Annotated in this window: 17 protein-coding genes; 4 read left to right on the forward strand and 13 right to left on the reverse strand. The window is 52.6% G+C overall.

Annotation, left to right across the window (positions count from 1 at the left end; translation table 11 throughout):
* Positions 1 to 7: 7 nt before the first annotated feature.
* Positions 8 to 1,681 carry an acetate--CoA ligase gene (gene acsA, locus HH215_RS10160; RefSeq protein ID WP_254450564.1) on the reverse strand — a complete coding sequence of 558 codons (1,674 nt, stop codon included), beginning with the start codon at positions 1,679 to 1,681 and terminating at the stop codon, positions 8 to 10.
* 311 nt (positions 1,682 to 1,992) lie between these two features.
* On the opposite strand from acsA, the gene HH215_RS10165 reads away from it, so the two are divergent.
* Both HH215_RS10165 and HH215_RS10170 read left to right on the forward strand, forming a co-directional pair.
* Entirely contained in the window at positions 1,993 to 2,625 is a 633-nt protein-coding gene (locus HH215_RS10165) for a GNAT family N-acetyltransferase (RefSeq protein ID WP_169279801.1), read from the forward strand.
* Positions 2,626 to 2,728: 103 nt separating this feature from the next.
* Positions 2,729 to 3,898, forward strand: coding sequence for an acetoin utilization protein AcuC (locus HH215_RS10170; RefSeq protein ID WP_310735612.1), 1,170 nt, complete (start codon positions 2,729 to 2,731; stop codon positions 3,896 to 3,898).
* A gap of 183 nt (positions 3,899 to 4,081) precedes the next feature.
* Here the strand turns inward: HH215_RS10170 and HH215_RS10175 are convergent, their stop codons facing one another.
* The 5 genes from HH215_RS10175 to HH215_RS10195 form a co-directional block, all read right to left on the reverse strand.
* The gene (locus HH215_RS10175) at positions 4,082 to 4,783 is read right to left on the reverse strand and encodes a 5'-methylthioadenosine/adenosylhomocysteine nucleosidase (RefSeq protein ID WP_169279802.1); all 702 of its coding nucleotides are present in this window, start codon (positions 4,781 to 4,783) and stop codon (positions 4,082 to 4,084) included.
* Between the two features lie 87 nt (positions 4,784 to 4,870).
* The gene (gene ccpA / locus HH215_RS10180) at positions 4,871 to 5,884 is read right to left on the reverse strand and encodes a catabolite control protein A (RefSeq protein WP_169279803.1); all 1,014 of its coding nucleotides are present in this window, start codon (positions 5,882 to 5,884) and stop codon (positions 4,871 to 4,873) included.
* A gap of 130 nt (positions 5,885 to 6,014) precedes the next feature.
* The gene (gene ytxJ, locus HH215_RS10185) at positions 6,015 to 6,374 is read right to left on the reverse strand and encodes a bacillithiol system redox-active protein YtxJ (protein ID WP_169279804.1); all 360 of its coding nucleotides are present in this window, start codon (positions 6,372 to 6,374) and stop codon (positions 6,015 to 6,017) included.
* A 99-nt stretch (positions 6,375 to 6,473) separates the two neighbouring features.
* Positions 6,474 to 6,884, reverse strand: coding sequence for a TraR/DksA C4-type zinc finger protein (locus HH215_RS10190; protein WP_169279805.1), 411 nt, complete (start codon positions 6,882 to 6,884; stop codon positions 6,474 to 6,476).
* A gap of 70 nt (positions 6,885 to 6,954) precedes the next feature.
* On the reverse strand, positions 6,955 to 7,368 hold the full coding sequence (locus HH215_RS10195) for a VanZ family protein (protein WP_169279806.1): 414 nt from the start codon (positions 7,366 to 7,368) through the stop codon (positions 6,955 to 6,957).
* 103 nt (positions 7,369 to 7,471) lie between these two features.
* On the opposite strand from HH215_RS10195, the gene HH215_RS10200 reads away from it, so the two are divergent.
* Positions 7,472 to 7,993: a type 1 glutamine amidotransferase domain-containing protein gene (locus HH215_RS10200; RefSeq protein ID WP_169279807.1), complete on the forward strand. Its 522-nt coding sequence runs from the start codon at positions 7,472 to 7,474 to the stop codon at positions 7,991 to 7,993.
* Between the two features lie 98 nt (positions 7,994 to 8,091).
* Here the strand turns inward: HH215_RS10200 and ptsP are convergent, their stop codons facing one another.
* From ptsP to HH215_RS10230, 6 genes are all read right to left on the reverse strand, one after another.
* On the reverse strand, positions 8,092 to 9,846 hold the full coding sequence (ptsP, locus tag HH215_RS10205; protein WP_169279808.1) for a phosphoenolpyruvate--protein phosphotransferase: 1,755 nt from the start codon (positions 9,844 to 9,846) through the stop codon (positions 8,092 to 8,094).
* Positions 9,843 to 11,729: a glucose PTS transporter subunit IIA gene (locus tag HH215_RS10210; protein ID WP_169279809.1), complete on the reverse strand. Its 1,887-nt coding sequence runs from the start codon at positions 11,727 to 11,729 to the stop codon at positions 9,843 to 9,845. Before HH215_RS10210 ends, ptsP begins: the two co-directional genes overlap by 4 nt.
* Before the next feature lie 219 nt (positions 11,730 to 11,948).
* Positions 11,949 to 12,383 carry a CoA-binding protein gene (locus HH215_RS10215; RefSeq protein ID WP_169279810.1) on the reverse strand — a complete coding sequence of 145 codons (435 nt, stop codon included), beginning with the start codon at positions 12,381 to 12,383 and terminating at the stop codon, positions 11,949 to 11,951.
* A 34-nt stretch (positions 12,384 to 12,417) separates the two neighbouring features.
* On the reverse strand, positions 12,418 to 13,710 hold the full coding sequence (gene aroA / locus HH215_RS10220; RefSeq protein WP_169279811.1) for a 3-phosphoshikimate 1-carboxyvinyltransferase: 1,293 nt from the start codon (positions 13,708 to 13,710) through the stop codon (positions 12,418 to 12,420).
* A 21-nt stretch (positions 13,711 to 13,731) separates the two neighbouring features.
* Positions 13,732 to 14,112 carry a fluoride efflux transporter FluC gene (locus HH215_RS10225; protein ID WP_169279812.1) on the reverse strand — a complete coding sequence of 127 codons (381 nt, stop codon included), beginning with the start codon at positions 14,110 to 14,112 and terminating at the stop codon, positions 13,732 to 13,734.
* Positions 14,109 to 14,492: a fluoride efflux transporter FluC gene (locus HH215_RS10230; RefSeq protein ID WP_169279813.1), complete on the reverse strand. Its 384-nt coding sequence runs from the start codon at positions 14,490 to 14,492 to the stop codon at positions 14,109 to 14,111. Before HH215_RS10230 ends, HH215_RS10225 begins: the two co-directional genes overlap by 4 nt.
* Before the next feature lie 83 nt (positions 14,493 to 14,575).
* Between HH215_RS10230 and HH215_RS10235 the strand changes: the two genes are divergently transcribed.
* The gene (locus tag HH215_RS10235; RefSeq protein ID WP_169279814.1) at positions 14,576 to 14,881 is read left to right on the forward strand and encodes a rhodanese-like domain-containing protein; all 306 of its coding nucleotides are present in this window, start codon (positions 14,576 to 14,578) and stop codon (positions 14,879 to 14,881) included.
* Here the strand turns inward: HH215_RS10235 and HH215_RS10240 are convergent.
* Positions 14,878 to 15,081 (reverse strand): nucleoside/nucleotide kinase family protein, encoded by a 204-nt coding sequence (locus HH215_RS10240; protein ID WP_169279815.1) that lies wholly within the window; start codon positions 15,079 to 15,081, stop codon positions 14,878 to 14,880. The genes HH215_RS10235 and HH215_RS10240 overlap by 4 nt on opposite strands.
* Between the last annotated feature and the right edge of the window lie 143 nt (positions 15,082 to 15,224).

Consider the following 15,224-nt stretch of genomic DNA (forward strand, 5'->3'; position numbering starts at 1 on the left):
ATTCGTTCTAGTCCTCGATCGTGGACAAGTCGCCCGTCGGCAAGTTCAGCTCCCAAGCTTTCAGAACCCTGCGCATGATTTTGCCGCTGCGAGTTTTCGGAAGCTTGTCTTTGAACTCGATTTCGCGCGGAGAAGCATGGGCGGACAGCCCTTCCTTCACGAACTTGGCGATATCCGCCTTAAGTTCATCAGACGGCGAAAAGCCTTCGCGAAGCGAGATGAACGCTTTGATGATTTCTCCTCTTAACGGATCCGGCTTCCCGATAACTCCAGCCTCGGCAACGGCCGGATGCTCGACGAGCTTGCTCTCCACCTCGAATGGTCCGACACGCTCGCCTGCCGTGTTAATCACGTCATCGATCCGGCCTTGGAACCAGAAGTAACCTTCATCGTCCTGGTAGGCGGAATCGCCCGATACGTACCAGCCGGGAATGTGGAAGTATTCGGCGTATTTCGTAGGATTATTCCAAATCTTACGCATCATAGACGGCCATGGCGTCTTGATCGCAAGGTTACCCATGCGGAACGGCGGCAACTCATTGCCTTGATCGTCGATGATCGCGGCTTGGACGCCAGGTACCGGACGTCCCATCGAGCCCGGCTTGATTTCCATGCCAGGGTAATTACAAATCAATTGCCCGCCGGTCTCCGTCATCCACCATGTATCATGGATGCGTTGTCCGTAAATTTTATTGCCCCAACGTACGACTTCCGGATTAAGCGGTTCTCCTACGCTGAGCACATGGCGAAGGCTAGTTAAATCGTACGACTTCACGACGTCGTCTCCTGCCCCCATCAACATGCGGAATGCGGTAGGCGCGCTATACCATACGGTCACTTTATATTTTTGAAGCGTCGAATACCAATCCTGCGGACTGAACCGTCCGCCGCGTACGACGTTCGTCACTCCGTTAAGCCATGGCGCGAACACGCCGTAAGATGTTCCCGTTACCCAGCCCGGATCGGCTGTGCACCAGTAAACATCGTCCTCCCTCAAATCCAGAACGACTCGTCCGGTATGATAATGCTGCAGCATTGCATTCTGAACGTGGAATACGCCTTTCGGCTTACCGGTAGAACCCGAGGTATAATGAAGGATCAAGCCGTCTTCCCGATCGAGGAACGTTAATTCCGCTACGTCGGAAGCGCTATCCATGACCGAACGATAATCAATGATGCCATTTCCCTCTTCGACCGAATCCCCGTACACGATAACGTGCTTAAGATCAGGCAACTCCGAGCGCGGGATACGCGACAACAGAGACGGAGTCGTAACGATCGCTACCGCGCCGCTATCCTGAAGACGGTCTCTTACCGCCGTTTCCATGAATGCTTCGAACAAAGGTCCGACGACCGCGCCGACTTTGAGCGCTCCGAACAAGCTGAAGTACAGTTCCGGCGTCCGCGGCATGAAAATAAACACGCGATCGCCCTTGTCCACGCCTAAGTCGCGCAGAACGTTGGCGAACTTATTGGATTGCTTCGACATTTCCGCGAAAGTATAGCTCTGCTCACGCTGATTATCGCTGTAATGAAGCGCGATTTTATCGCCGCGCCCATTGTCAACATGTCGATCGATCGCTTCGTACGCCATATTGACCTTGCCGGTGGAAGCCCAAGAAAAATGCTTCTCGACCTCTGCCCAGTTAAAGCTTTTTACCGCCTCTTCGTAGGATGCCATGTTCGACACCTTCGCCGTGACGGCCAATTTTTCATCCGATTGAAATGTCACGATCCATCACCTTCCCATTGAATTGCGGGCACCCTTGGAGGAATGCGCTTTCATGTCCATTAACCGACAGCCTTTTTGCCGTAGATTTTCTGCCAAAGTCATTATAACACAGTGAACGCAAGCTGGGCATAAGAACTAGGGACTTTTTCCGTAAGCTGAGGGAGAAATTTGGCTTAACTTCCCAAAGTACGGTTCCCTCGCTTGTCACGTATGAGGTATAATAAAGTCTGACTTTACAGCTACGTTAAAGGGGGAACGGCATGGAGCATGTTAAATCGTATGTCCGTTATCCAATTGACCGAAACGGCCGATCCCTTATCGTAGAGGGCCCCGTACCTTCGGAATTTTTGCGCACGCTCTCTCTTCATCCTAAGCTGGATGCTTTTCGAAAGCCGAAAGAACAGCATCAGGCGCTGGTCGAAATATCCGAATTGCCGGAAGGAAGAATCATCTTGGCTCGGGAAGACGACGTCATCGTGGGATACGTCACCTTCCATTATCCCGATGAGATGGAACGCTGGTCGGAAGGCGGAATGTTGGACTTGGTCGAGCTTGGAGCCATAGAAGTCGCGGACGATTATCGGAATTTCGGGCTCGGAAAAGCGCTCATCTCAACCGCTTTCGAGCATGGGCAACTGGACAATATGATCGTGTTCACGACGGAATATTATTGGCACTGGGATTTGGAATCCAGCGGATTAAACGTATGGGAATACCGCGAAATGATGGAGCGTCTGATGAAATCGGTCGGCATGGTCTGGTTTGCCACGGACGATCCGGAAATATGCGCCCATCCGGCCAACTGTCTGATGGTGCGAATCGGCAAGGACGTCCCATTATCATCGGTGGAGCAATTCGATCGGGTTCGTTTCCGGCAACGCTTTATGTATTAGCATGAGCTAGGTTCGGTGCGAATCGCTAGCTTATCGATACGGCGCCGTCGCGCGCAGCTTATAGAAAGGCAGGCGACCTTCTCTGGCCTCTAGGACGTTATGGATCAACAACTCGGATTCCGGGCGTTATCGGTTCTCGGATGAACATCCGTTCCACCCCGTGCGGTTGGAATTGACGGAAGACCTTTTAAGTAAATGCGATGCGATTGATAACGATCAAGTAGCTCCGTCCTTCTCCATGGAGGAGACGGAACGGATCATACGCGCCATTCATCGTTCCGATTATATCGACTGCGTAATCGATCTTAGTACGGACTCGCCTAGCGATGACGCGATTAAACAAGCAATCCGGTATGGACTTGAGGAGGACGGGGATACTCCCTACTTTCCCGGCATGCACGAATCGGCCGTGGCGATATCCGCGGGCTCTATAGCCGCGGCGGACGCGGTTATGTCCGGTCGCGCCGAACACGCCCTGCATTTGGCCGGCGGGCTGCACCATGCCTTTCCCGATCGCGCATCCGGTTTCTGCGTGTATAACGATGCCGCGGCGGCCATTTCGTACATTAGGGAAAAATATAATGCACGCGTATTATACATAGATACCGACGTTCATCATGGCGATGGCGTGCAGTGGTTTTTCTATACCGACCCCGAAGTGTTCACGTTATCCATTCATGAAACCGGTAAATTCCTGTTTCCGGGGAGCGGTTTTCCTCATGAAAGGGGCGACTCTTCCGGTTATGGAGCTTGCCTTAACATCTCCATGGAACCCTATACGGAAGACGATTCGTGGCTCGCTTGCTTTAATCAAGCGGTTGAACACGCCGCCCGCTCCTTCCGGCCAGATATTATCGTCAGCCAACACGGTTGCGATGCCCATGCCTATGACCCGCTGGCGCACATTCACTGCAGCATGCGAATCTATCGCGAGATGCCGAAGATCATTCATCGACTTGCCGACCGTTACACGCAAGGCAAATGGGTCGCCCTCGGCGGAGGCGGCTATGATCATTGGAGAGTCGTTCCTAGAGCTTGGGGCATGTTATGGCTCGAGATGAACGAGCATCCCCTTCTGGCGAGCATCGATTCGGAGCCGAATGGCGGTCTGCTGCCGGAACAATGGCCTGACATTAGCAGCGATAAAGCCGACGGGCCGCTTCCGAAGACGTGGTTAGACGACGTCGCTTCTTGGACGCCCATGCCGCGAAGAAAGGAAATCAGCGAGAAAAACAAAGCGAATCTGGAGATTGCTCTGCAGCATATCGGATAATTAGGACCAACAAGAAGACCGTCAGTCGGCATTTCCGCCGATGACGGTCTTCTTATTGGTGTCCGCGTTGTCTCTGTTATCTCTGTTATCTTCAGCAATCCCCGTCGCTCAGACGAAGTATTCTTCGTCGTCGGATTCGACCCTGAGCGAACGGGATATTGGGTATAGGCAAGCTGCCGAAGCTTATATTACTTTAATCATCTCTTCCACGATCGCGAACGACCGGTTAGCCGCTTCGATGGTGAATTCTGCGAAGTTCACGTGCGCGGATCCGTCCGCTTTGTCCGACATGGACCGAATAATCACGTGCGGTATGTCGTTCATGTAGCACACTTGAGCGACCGAAGCGCCTTCCATTTCCGTGCACGCTCCTCCAAGCTCGTCGAATAATCTTTTGACCACCGAGCGATCGGCGATAAATTGATCTCCCGAAAGCACTTTACCCGTTAAGCAACGTCCCGGATATACTTTCCGTCCGGCTTCCTCCGCAAGCGAGATTAACCGGGCATCCGAAGGATATTCCGATACTTCCTGATATGGAATCGTCCCCCGCGGGAATCCGAGAGCCGTCACGTCAACGTCATGCTGAACGCTGCTCGTGGAGATGACGATATCCCCGATGTTCAATTGGGGGTCTACCGCTCCCGCCACGCCTGTAAAAATGACCGCATCCGCGCTATATCGGTCGATGAGCAGTTGCGTACAGACCGCCGCGTTTACTTTACCTACTCCCGAGCGCGTCAGAACGACCTTCTTGCCCTTAAACAACCCTTGATGGTAGGTAATACCGGCATGGCAATCCGTCTGCTTATCGTCCAATTGCGCCAGCAAGAGCTCGATTTCCTCCTGCATCGCACCGATGATTCCAATCGTACCGTAAGACATACCGCTCATCCTTCCCATTCGCTATTCATAAAGAAGCCCCGCTTCGGCTACGTACATGCCGGAGCAGGGCTCTTGTTTAACAACGTCTTAGTTCCCTCTTGGACCTGCAACGGATTTCCTAATGATCAATTCATGCGGAAGAGTGACTTTAGCGTTCTCTACCGATTCCTTCTTCATCAGTTTCGTGAGAAGTCTCATCGATACCGCTCCGATGTCGTACATCGGTTGAGCGACCGTTGTGAGAAGAGGACGAACCATCGAGGAGATGCGACTGTTATCCACGCTGATGACGGACACTTCCGCCGGTACGTTCAAACCCGCATCCTGAATGCAATGGACGGCTCCGATCGCCATTTCGTCCGTAGCGGAGAACACGGCGGTCGGACGATCCGGGAGATCAAGGAAGTATTGCATCGCATCGATACCCGATTCGTATTTATAATTGCCGACCCGAACGTATTGTTCCCGGTAAGGTAATCCGGCTTGTTCCAGAGCGCGTTTGTAACCCTGATAACGGGCATAACCGTTCGCTGGATCCTGCAAAGTACCGCTGATCATCGCGATCTCTCGGTGACCCTCGGCGATAAGACGGTTAACCGCATCGAACGCCGCCGCTTCATGATCGATATCGACGGACGGAATCGTGCCCTTCTCGTCGGTCGTCGCGCATAACACGATCGGAACGTTGGACGTTCTGAAAGCTTGAATATGCTCTTCCGTCACGGCTCCGCCCATGAATAGCAGTCCGTCGACTTGCTTCTCCAAGAGCGTGTTAATGACCCGTATTTCTTTGTCTTTGCGTTTGTCCGCATTACAAAGAATAATATTGTAGTGATACATGTTGGCAATATCTTCGATGCCCCTTGCAACTTCTGCGAATATCGCATTCGCGATATCGGGGATGACAACGCCTACGGTTGTCGTTTTCTTGCTGGCTAGACCGCGCGCGACCGCATTCGGCCGATAGCCCAGACGTTCTATCGCCTCGTAGACCTTCTTACGAGTTTGCGGTTTAACGTTGGGGTTGTTGTTGACGACGCGGGATACTGTCGCCATTGAAACGCCAGCTTCGCGTGCTACGTCGTAAATGGTTACCGTCACAATAATTCGCTCCAATGTTCAAGACTGGATTGCAAACCCTTGTCCAGTCATGGATTATTAAGGTAATCATACGACAAAACCGCATGTTTAGCAATCAAACATAAGGTTTAATGAACGCATGAAGTCGAGATTAGGAATTGTTCACAGAAGAACCCAGCTTTTCCGACAGAAAAGAATACGTAATATGCCAATGCGACGTGTTCCAGACAGGCTGGCCATCCTGTACGAGAATGGCTTGGGGGGATGCATGCTTAATATCCAACTGCTCGGCGATCGTATTGCTGACCGGACGATCTTCGATTACGTGAACGATCGCGTAATCGACCGTATTTGCTTTGTCGTCTTCAATGAAGCGCATCAATTCTTCGTGCGCTCCGGCGCTAACCGAGCAACTCGTGCTATGCTTAAATACAAGCAGCGGCTTAGCGGTCGTTCCCTTCCGCACTTGCTCCCACTGGTCTAATGATGTCAGTTGCTGAATGTTCGCCAATTGGTATAGCCTCCTTGAGAATCGAAGTCAATACGAATATCGTAGCAGAAAAAGGAATCATTCGCAAAAAAACGAGGGAAAAACTCCCCCGTCCCAGCACTAGGATATGTATTGTGCGCTCAGTTGGGATAGCCGGCTTTGCAATTCTTGTTTCCAGGTCTCGTCTTCCAACGAGGATGCGATCAGCCAAAGATCGAGCAATTGATTGATTCGCTCCTCCGCGGCTCTGGCAATGACCGAAGCTTGCAAGGAATCCGAGAGCAACAAAGCTTGCGACAATACGCCCGCCCACTCGTGAACTTGATCGAAAGGGATACTGTGAGGTGCCGGAGTGACGCCAAGCTGACCGACCAATTTTCCCACATCCTCTTTCACTCCGGGAAACACGTCGTTTCGTCCGCAATCGGAACAGTTATATACCGGTACGTTGTTAATATTCACTTTTTTAGCGAAAATGACGGTGCGGAGTTTAAGGTGCATTTCGCCTCCGCAAGAGCAATGTTTAAGCAACGGGATTCTCTCCTTAATGAACAAAGAGCTTACCCGAAATATATTCGCTCCGGAACTTTATTATCCTGCTTTACCTGCCCGTGTAATTTCTGGAACCTCTTCGGTTGCGCACGGTAAGCACGAGCAAGACAATCAAGGCCGCGGCGGCCGCTCCCATTCCGTCGTGAAGCAGGTCAAGCGGATCGGGACTCCTCATCGGAACGAACGATTGGTGCCACTCGTCCGACAGCCCGTACAGTACGCAGATGATGACGTTTAACAGGCATCCTGACCACGTTGCGGCCCGTTTCCCCAATGCAAAGGCAACCGTAAGGCCTAAGATGAAGTAGGCGACATAGTGCATCGGATTGAAATCCGCTAACCCTGGAAGCCACTTCTGCACCCAAGGTAGAACGCTGTCTAATTGATCCCCGCTTCGGGACGATGAGATGAAGATGGCAACCATGCAGACTACGGCGGGAACATATCTCCATTTTGACTTCATATCGCGCTTTTCCTCCAATGAATAAGACTTGCGTGAACGAATGCCGATGATTTGGTACAATAGATTTCTACTTAACCAGACTAATGAATGGAGGATTACGATAATGACTACGGTAAAAAGAGTCGTTTGTTTGCTTGATGACGAATTCGAAGATCTAGAGCTATGGTATCCTGTGTACCGTTTACGCGAAGAAGGAGCCGAAGTCCTCTATGCCGGTCCCGAAAAAGGGAAAAAACATATCGGCAAATACGGAGTTCCCGCGGTCGCGGATATTTCCTACGATGATCTCGACGCCGATCGATTCGACGGGCTGCTCGTGCCCGGAGGCTGGGCACCCGATAAAATCCGCAGAGATGCGCGCGTTCTCGATTTCGTACGCCGAATGAACGACGCGGACAAGCCGATCGGACAAATTTGCCATGCCGGGTGGGTGCTTATCTCCGCCAAGATTTTGCAGGGCAGAACCGTTACTTCTACCCCGGGAATCCGGGACGATATGGAAAATGCCGGCTCGGTCTGGCTGGATGAAGCGGTCGTCATCGACCGGAATATCGTATCCGCCAGAAGACCGCCCGATCTTCCACCGTATGCGAAAGCCTTCTGCGACTTGCTGTTCGGCCGATAAGCAAAGCGCCTCCCTGCTCTTCCCCTTGGTCCATCCAACGGTAAGCGCAAGGAGGCCTTTTCTTTTCGCTCGGCATAGTGCGGTTTAGCGCGGCTTCGTCAGATGAGAGGCTGAACGCTTCCCGGCGCAAGCGCGGTTTCCGCGCGGAACAGATCGGCGAGCGCACGCACTTCTTTCGCGGTTTTGCAGCGGAACACATCCTCTAGAAGTTTGCGGCTATCCGAAGCCTTCGTACGCAGGATGCTCTCCTTCACGGGAAGAATCGCTTGCGCCGACAAGCTAAGCTCCTCGATCCCCAAACCTAGCCATATCGGAATCGCGTTTACGTCGCCCGCGATTTCGCCGCAGATGCTTACGGGTATCCCTTGCGCTTTAGCTGCGTTGGTCACCGTGCGGATCATGCGCAGGATGGCAGGATGATAAGGCTCGTACATATGGCTGATCTGTTCGTTCATCCGATCGACGGCTAGCGTAAATTGGATCAAATCGTTCGTCCCGATGCTGAAGAACGCCACTTCCTCGGCCAATAAATCCGCGATCGCGACCGCTGCCGGAACCTCGATCATGATGCCCGCTTTCGTAAAAGCGCGATGAGGGATTCCCTCCTCACTCAGCTCCCGTTTGGCTTCGGCCAACACTTCGTTCGCTTCCCGAACTTCCTCTACGGAAGTGATCAGCGGATACATAATCTGAACGTCGCCATACTCTGAAGCGCGAAGAATCGCGCGAAGCTGCGTTTTGAATAAATCTTTACGCTCCAAGCTGAATCGGATCGCCCTGAAACCAAGAAAAGGATTTTCCTCTTCGGGCAGCTCGTAGTAATCAAGCTGTTTATCCCCGCCGATATCGAGCGTTCGGATAATCAGCGTCTCGCCCTTAAGCTTCTGCACGACCGCCCGATAAACTTCGAACTGCTCCTCTTCGGTCGGAAAATGGCTCCTGTCCATATAGAGGAATTCAGTGCGGAATAATCCGACTCCCTTCGCTCCGTTACTGAGCGCAGCCTCCAGTTCCTTCAAAGAGCTAATATTAGCGGCCAACGTTATGGAAACTCCATCCGGCGTTACGGAAGGCACTTCGGCAATCGTTAGCAGTTGTTCTCTTACGGCGATCTGCCGTTTGCGCAAATCCGTATACCTGGACACCGTTTCCGACGATGGGTCGACTTGAAGCATGCCGGTACCGCCGTCGATAATGAGTAAATCCCCGGTATTGATCGTTTGCTCGATCTTTCCTTCCACGCCCATGACCATCGGGATCCCGAAAGCTCTCGCCATGATCGCTGCATGCGAGGTCGGACTTCCGACCATCGTGACGATTCCCAGCACGAGCTCCGGCTTCAGATGAACGAGCTGAGACGGGGATAGCTCCCTAACGACGAGAACGAAAGGTTGCGTATCTTCGGGCAAGGAAATATCGGGAGCTCCCAGCAAATGCTTAAGCAGCCTATTTCCCACGTCCTTAATATCGAGCGCCCGCTCCTTCATATACTCGTCGTCCAGAAGATCGAACATCGTAACGAAATGGTCGATCGCTTCCTTAACGGCGACCTCGGCGACCTTGTATTGTCTTTGAATAATCCCTTGAATTTCATTCATGAACACAGGATCTTCAAGAATCGCCAAATGCGCGTCGAAGATGCTTGCTTCCTCCGAACCGACGACTTCGTCCAGTTCCGTTTTCATTTGGTTGATCTCGGTCTTGGAGCGACGAATTCCTTCATACAGCCTATCGAACTCTTTGGCCAAATCCGCCACGTCGATCTTCTGATCCGGAAGTTCCCATTCCCAATGCGGGAGAACGAACGCTTTCCCTATAGCAATTCCTTGCGAGGCCCCCAAAGCTTGTATCATTTCTCCGCCCCCTTGTTCTCTCTCTGATGCACGACAACCGACATGACGGCCGCTTGACCTTTTTTAACAACCTTGTACGGTGCAAACCGCCACGATTTAACGATATCGCTATTGGTTATGACCATAGGCGTCGCCAACGATTTGGCGTGTTGCTTCAAAGTCGGAAGATGGAATTTCAGCAATGGCTGACCGGGAGAAACTTCATCCCCCATCTTCACTAGGAGCGTAAAGCCCTTGCCTTCCATCTGCGAGGTATTAATGCCGACATGCAGCAGAACCTCTAGTCCGTCTTTCGTCAGCAAACCGATCGCATGCATCGAAGGGTGGATGTGAATGATCTTTCCTTGTACGGGAGCGACCAGCTCTCCTTTGTCCGGAATGAACGCGACGCCGCGACCGACCAATCGTTGGGCGAAAATCGGATCATCCACCTCTTCGAGGGGAATCATCCTGCCCTGGACGGGGGAATGAAACTGCACTTGTTGAACGTCCATCTGCATATGCTTATGTATTTCTTCGCGGATAAGCTCGGAGAACGTTCCGAACACGACCTGAACATGACCTCCGCCGAGCCGAATAACGCCGGCCGCGCCCAAGTGGCGAAGCGATTGCACGTCGACTTTCCGGTCATCCTCCAGCGTAAGCCTCAACCGCGTGATACAAGCCTCAAGCCGAACCATATTTTCTTTGCCGCCCAAGGCTTGCAGGATCAGGGGCGCCCGATAAGGGATATCGCCTGCCCAGTCGTCCAACCGGGTGGCGTCTTCGCGTCCGGGCGTCGCCAATTGGAAGCGACGAATGCTCCATCGGAACATGACGTAATAGATCAGTCCCGTCGCAATGCCGATCGGCAAGAGCAACCAACCCTTTTGCGCCAGCGGCATATTTACTAGATACTCCAGCGCTCCCGCAGAGAAGGTAAAACCATGATGAATGTCGAGCTCGTAGACAAGCCACATTAATCCGCCCGACAAAAGAGCGTGAATGAGGAACAGGTACGGGGCCACGAATAAAAAGGCAAATTCGATCGGCTCCGTCACGCCGGTGAGGAAAGAACTCAGCGCGGCTACCCGGAATTGCTTCTTCGTCTTGGGCTTCAAATCCTCGCGAGCTTCGTGAATAATCGCGAACGCGACAGCCGGCAGCGCGAACATCATCGTCGGATACAATCCGGCCATGAATATGCCCGCGGATGGATCGCCCGCGAAGAAGCGCGGCAAATCGCCGAAGTAAACCGCTCCATCGGCCCCTTCGTATTGCCCGACTTGGAACCAAAAGAGGTTATTCAATAGATGATGGAGGCCGAACGCCACCAGAATGCGATGCAAAAATCCGTACAGGAAAATACCGAAGCCGCCTGCGGAATAAACCAAAGTTCCCGCGGATGCCGCCCAGCTTCTTAAGCCTTCTCCGACTCCGATCATGACCCAAGCAAATACGAGAGCTACGACGCTCATGAATAAAGGAACGAACCGGGAGCCCCCGAAAAAATGCAGAAATTCCGGCAACTGGAAGGATTTGAACCGATCGTGCGCCCAGCCTGAAATAATCCCGATCACGGCTCCCGCGAACATCGATGGTTGAACGCCGTTAGGATCGTAAGTGACGGTGACGATTTGGAAAATAAACATGCCGGTTAACGCGGCCATTCCCGCGGTCGCCGTCTGGTTCGACATTCCGAGCGCGATGCCGATCGCGAACACGTACGGAATGTATTGGAAGATGGCCATCCCCGCAGCATAAAGAAGCTCGGGCACCTGTGGCCATCCGAACGAATCCCATGGCAGTCGCGCGAGCATTAGGAAAATGGCCGCGGCCGGAAGCACCGTCATCGGCAGCATCATCGCCCGGCCCAATCTCTGCAGATATCCTATACCATACATTTCTCCTATCCTCCTTCCGAACGGTTTCTGACAGTGTGCGGGGATTTAAAACTAATATAGATAATCCGAAAAAAGGACAAAGATGTATCTCTCGTAAGAGTTTACGTCCGCCTCTTGGAGCCCATTGCCACCTTATTAACCTAATCAGGCAATGGGCGGAGAGGAAGCGGCTGGAGAGAGATACATCGTCGTCCTCAACCGTAGATTATCTACAATGTTTTAATTCGAACCTTTACCGTTCGGGAGGAGGATGGAGTCCTCGACTTTAATGCAGCGGTCCATAATCATCCGGAGACCGCCTTCCGTGGCGATCGACGCGGCTTCTTCGTTCGCGATGCCTAGTTGGAGCCACAACGTCTTAGCGCCGACGTCAACGGCTTCCTGGGCGATCGGAGGCGTATGCTCCGGGCGCCGGAAAACGTTAACGATATCGATCGGAACGGGAACGTCCTTCAGGGAAGCATAACTCGTCTCGCCGAGAATGGACGTCGCCTTCGGATTAACCGGGATAATCTTGTATCCCTTTTGCTGCATCGCTTCTGAAACCATATACGACACTTTAGAGTGATCATCGGATAATCCGACGACCGCGATCGTTTGCGAATCCTGCAAAATTTGCTTGATTTCATCGCGCGACGGATGTATGTACGACATCTTAACATGCCTCCCTATTGGTTCTGGATTCGTTTTAGTCTACCCACTCGACCTTGGCGCCAAGCGATTTGAGATGATCGAAATAGATCGGATACGACTTCGCGACATGATGCGCGTCCTTAATGCGAATCGGCTGCGCGGAACGCAAACCTACGATCGTCAGCGCCATGATCACTCTGTGGTCGAAGTGAGCGTCGATTTCGACCCCGCCTTCAACGCCTTCGGGACGGCCGTGCACGATGATCTCGTCTTGCTTCTCTTCGACGCGGGCTCCAGCTTTGCGAAGCTCGGCCAAGTAGTCCGTAATTCGGTCGCATTCCTTATAGCGCAAGTTTTCCACGTTGTAGAAACGGGACGTTCCTTCGGCGAATACGGCCGCCGCAACCATCGCGAGCACGCCGTCGGTAAATTCGTCTCCGTCGAATTCGCCCGCGGTCAAACGACCGTTCCCCTTCACGTGAACGATTCCGTTCTCGTGCGTTAGAGGGACGTTCATCGCGCGCAATACGTCAACGACGGCACGCTCGCCTTGTTTGCTGTCTTCCATAAGGCGATGAACGATAACGTCCGATTCCGTTACCGAAGAGGCGGCCAAGATCGCCGCGGAGCCTGGATAGTCTCCCTGCACCGTATACGTCTGAGCTTTATATTTCTGCTTGCCGGGAATCCGGTAATGCATCAGATCTTCCGAAGCTTCGATCACGATGCCCGCTTGCGCCAATACTTCGAGCGTCTGTCCGATCACGACCTTGGATTTCAAGTCGTGCAGCACTTCGATTTCGCTGTCTTCATCCAATAGGGGCGTCAAGAACAGCAATGAGCTTAAAAACTGCGAACTGACATTGCCCGACACTTGAATTTTACCGCCCCGGGGATTGCCGCCTTTGATCGTCATCGGCAGACGCCCGTTCTGATGCTCGATGGTTACGCCCATGCTCTCTAGCGCCACGATCAGATCGTTGTGCGGACGTTTGCCAAGCGACTCGGGATAAGCATTGACGAAATGTACTTCAGGCAGCAACGCCGCGACCGACATGACGAAACGCAACACCGCTCCCGCGTTGCCGACGTTCAGTTCTTTGGTCGCGCGCGGGTTCCGCCCGAAGCCGGTGATCACGATTTTCTCGTCATCCTCTTCCACCACGGCCCCTAGATCGCGGATACAGCGCCGCATTGCTTCGCCGTCCTCGCTATGGGCCGGATAGAGAATCGTGCTTGTCCCTTCCGCTAACGCGGAAACGAGCAAATAACGCGTCGTATAATTTTTCGAGGATAGCGCTTGAATTTCTCCTTCGAGCTTTCCGGTTGGGGTAACGATCATATCCATGAATAACACGCTCCTTGGAAACTATGTATGTAGTAGATCCCCTAATCCGACGCCAAGAACCGTTAAAGCGATCCCTCCGACGTAGGTTAAGGCCAGATAGTAAACTAACGTTTTCTTTGATCCGTTGCGATAAAGCGTCGCTTTCTGGACGTTTAAGGTGGAATAGGTCGTTAAACCTCCCAATACGCCAATGCCGGCGAACGCATACGTTGCCGCATGCTCCCGCTCCAGATTCAGTCCTATAAACAGGCCGATCACGAAAGCACCTAGAACATTTACGAATAACGTTCCGTAATAGCCAGGTTTGCCCTTGAGAACGGTTAAACGACCGATTCCGTATCGCAGCAACGCTCCGATCGATCCGCCGATCCCCACCAAGGCGGCTAACCCTAATCCGTTCATGCGCCGCGGCCCCTTCCCCAACCGATCCCCTTAGATGCCAACAACCAACCGCCCGCTCCGCTAACCAGCAAATAAACGATTGCCGAACCGTAAGCTTCGGACTGGAATAGGTGCCACAACTGACCGCTAAAAGCGCTGAACGTCGTGAACGAACCCAGAAAACCCGTACCGATGACGTCGCTTATCCAAACGGGCGCAGAAGATCGATTCAATAACCAACCCGTCAACAGGCCGAGGAGCAAGGAGCCGACCAGATTAATCATTAGCGTAGCCCAAGGGAACGCTGCCGGATCCGTGTATCGCGGAAAAAGAAATCCGATCTCATAACGGGCGATTGCCCCCAAGAACCCAGCTACGGCAACGCCGATCGCGATCTTCATCGTTTCCCCCGTCCTTACATTGACAGCCCTTGCGCAGTTTCATATGATGAACCTATATTCAGAAGAAGAAAGGTTGGCCGATCATGAGCAACTATGCGACCATTACAGTCGAACAACTTAAATCCCGGTTAGATGCCGGAGAACAAATTCACCTCATCGACGTTCGCGAGGAAGAAGAAGTCGCGCAAGGCATGATTCCAGGAGCGTTACACTTGCCTTTAGGACAGGTTCCGCAGCAGTTAGCCTCGATTCCGAAAGACGAAGAAGTTATTTTCATTTGCCGTAGCGGATATCGCAGCGATCAAGCTTGCCAATACTTATCGTCGCTCGGTTATACGGGAACGACGAACCTCGTTGGCGGAATGCTTGCTTGGAACCAGCTTCCTTAATATCGCGGTTTAGAAACCTCGTCCATTAGCAAAACCGGTACTTCGAAAGGCGTGCGATCGGACGCGTCTACCGTCTCTTGCTCGGAATCGTAGGCATGGCGCCTCGTCTCCAGCAAAGCGTTGGCTCGTTCCCTCCGCACCGCCAGCCATAAGAGATGGCATCTTCGAGGCCTATCCCCCGACAACATCGTATAGCCCAACCCGCGCACCCGGACAACAATCGACTTGAGCGTCGATTTAACCGTTCACGAGTTCCCCATTCCTTGATTTTACGCTTTTAATATCATAGCATATCGATCCTAAGGTATAAAACGACGAGTTTATCCGTAACTTTGATAGTGTA

The organism is Cohnella herbarum (assembly GCF_012849095.1).
In the GTDB taxonomy this organism is placed as follows: domain Bacteria; phylum Bacillota; class Bacilli; order Paenibacillales; family Paenibacillaceae; genus Cohnella; species Cohnella herbarum.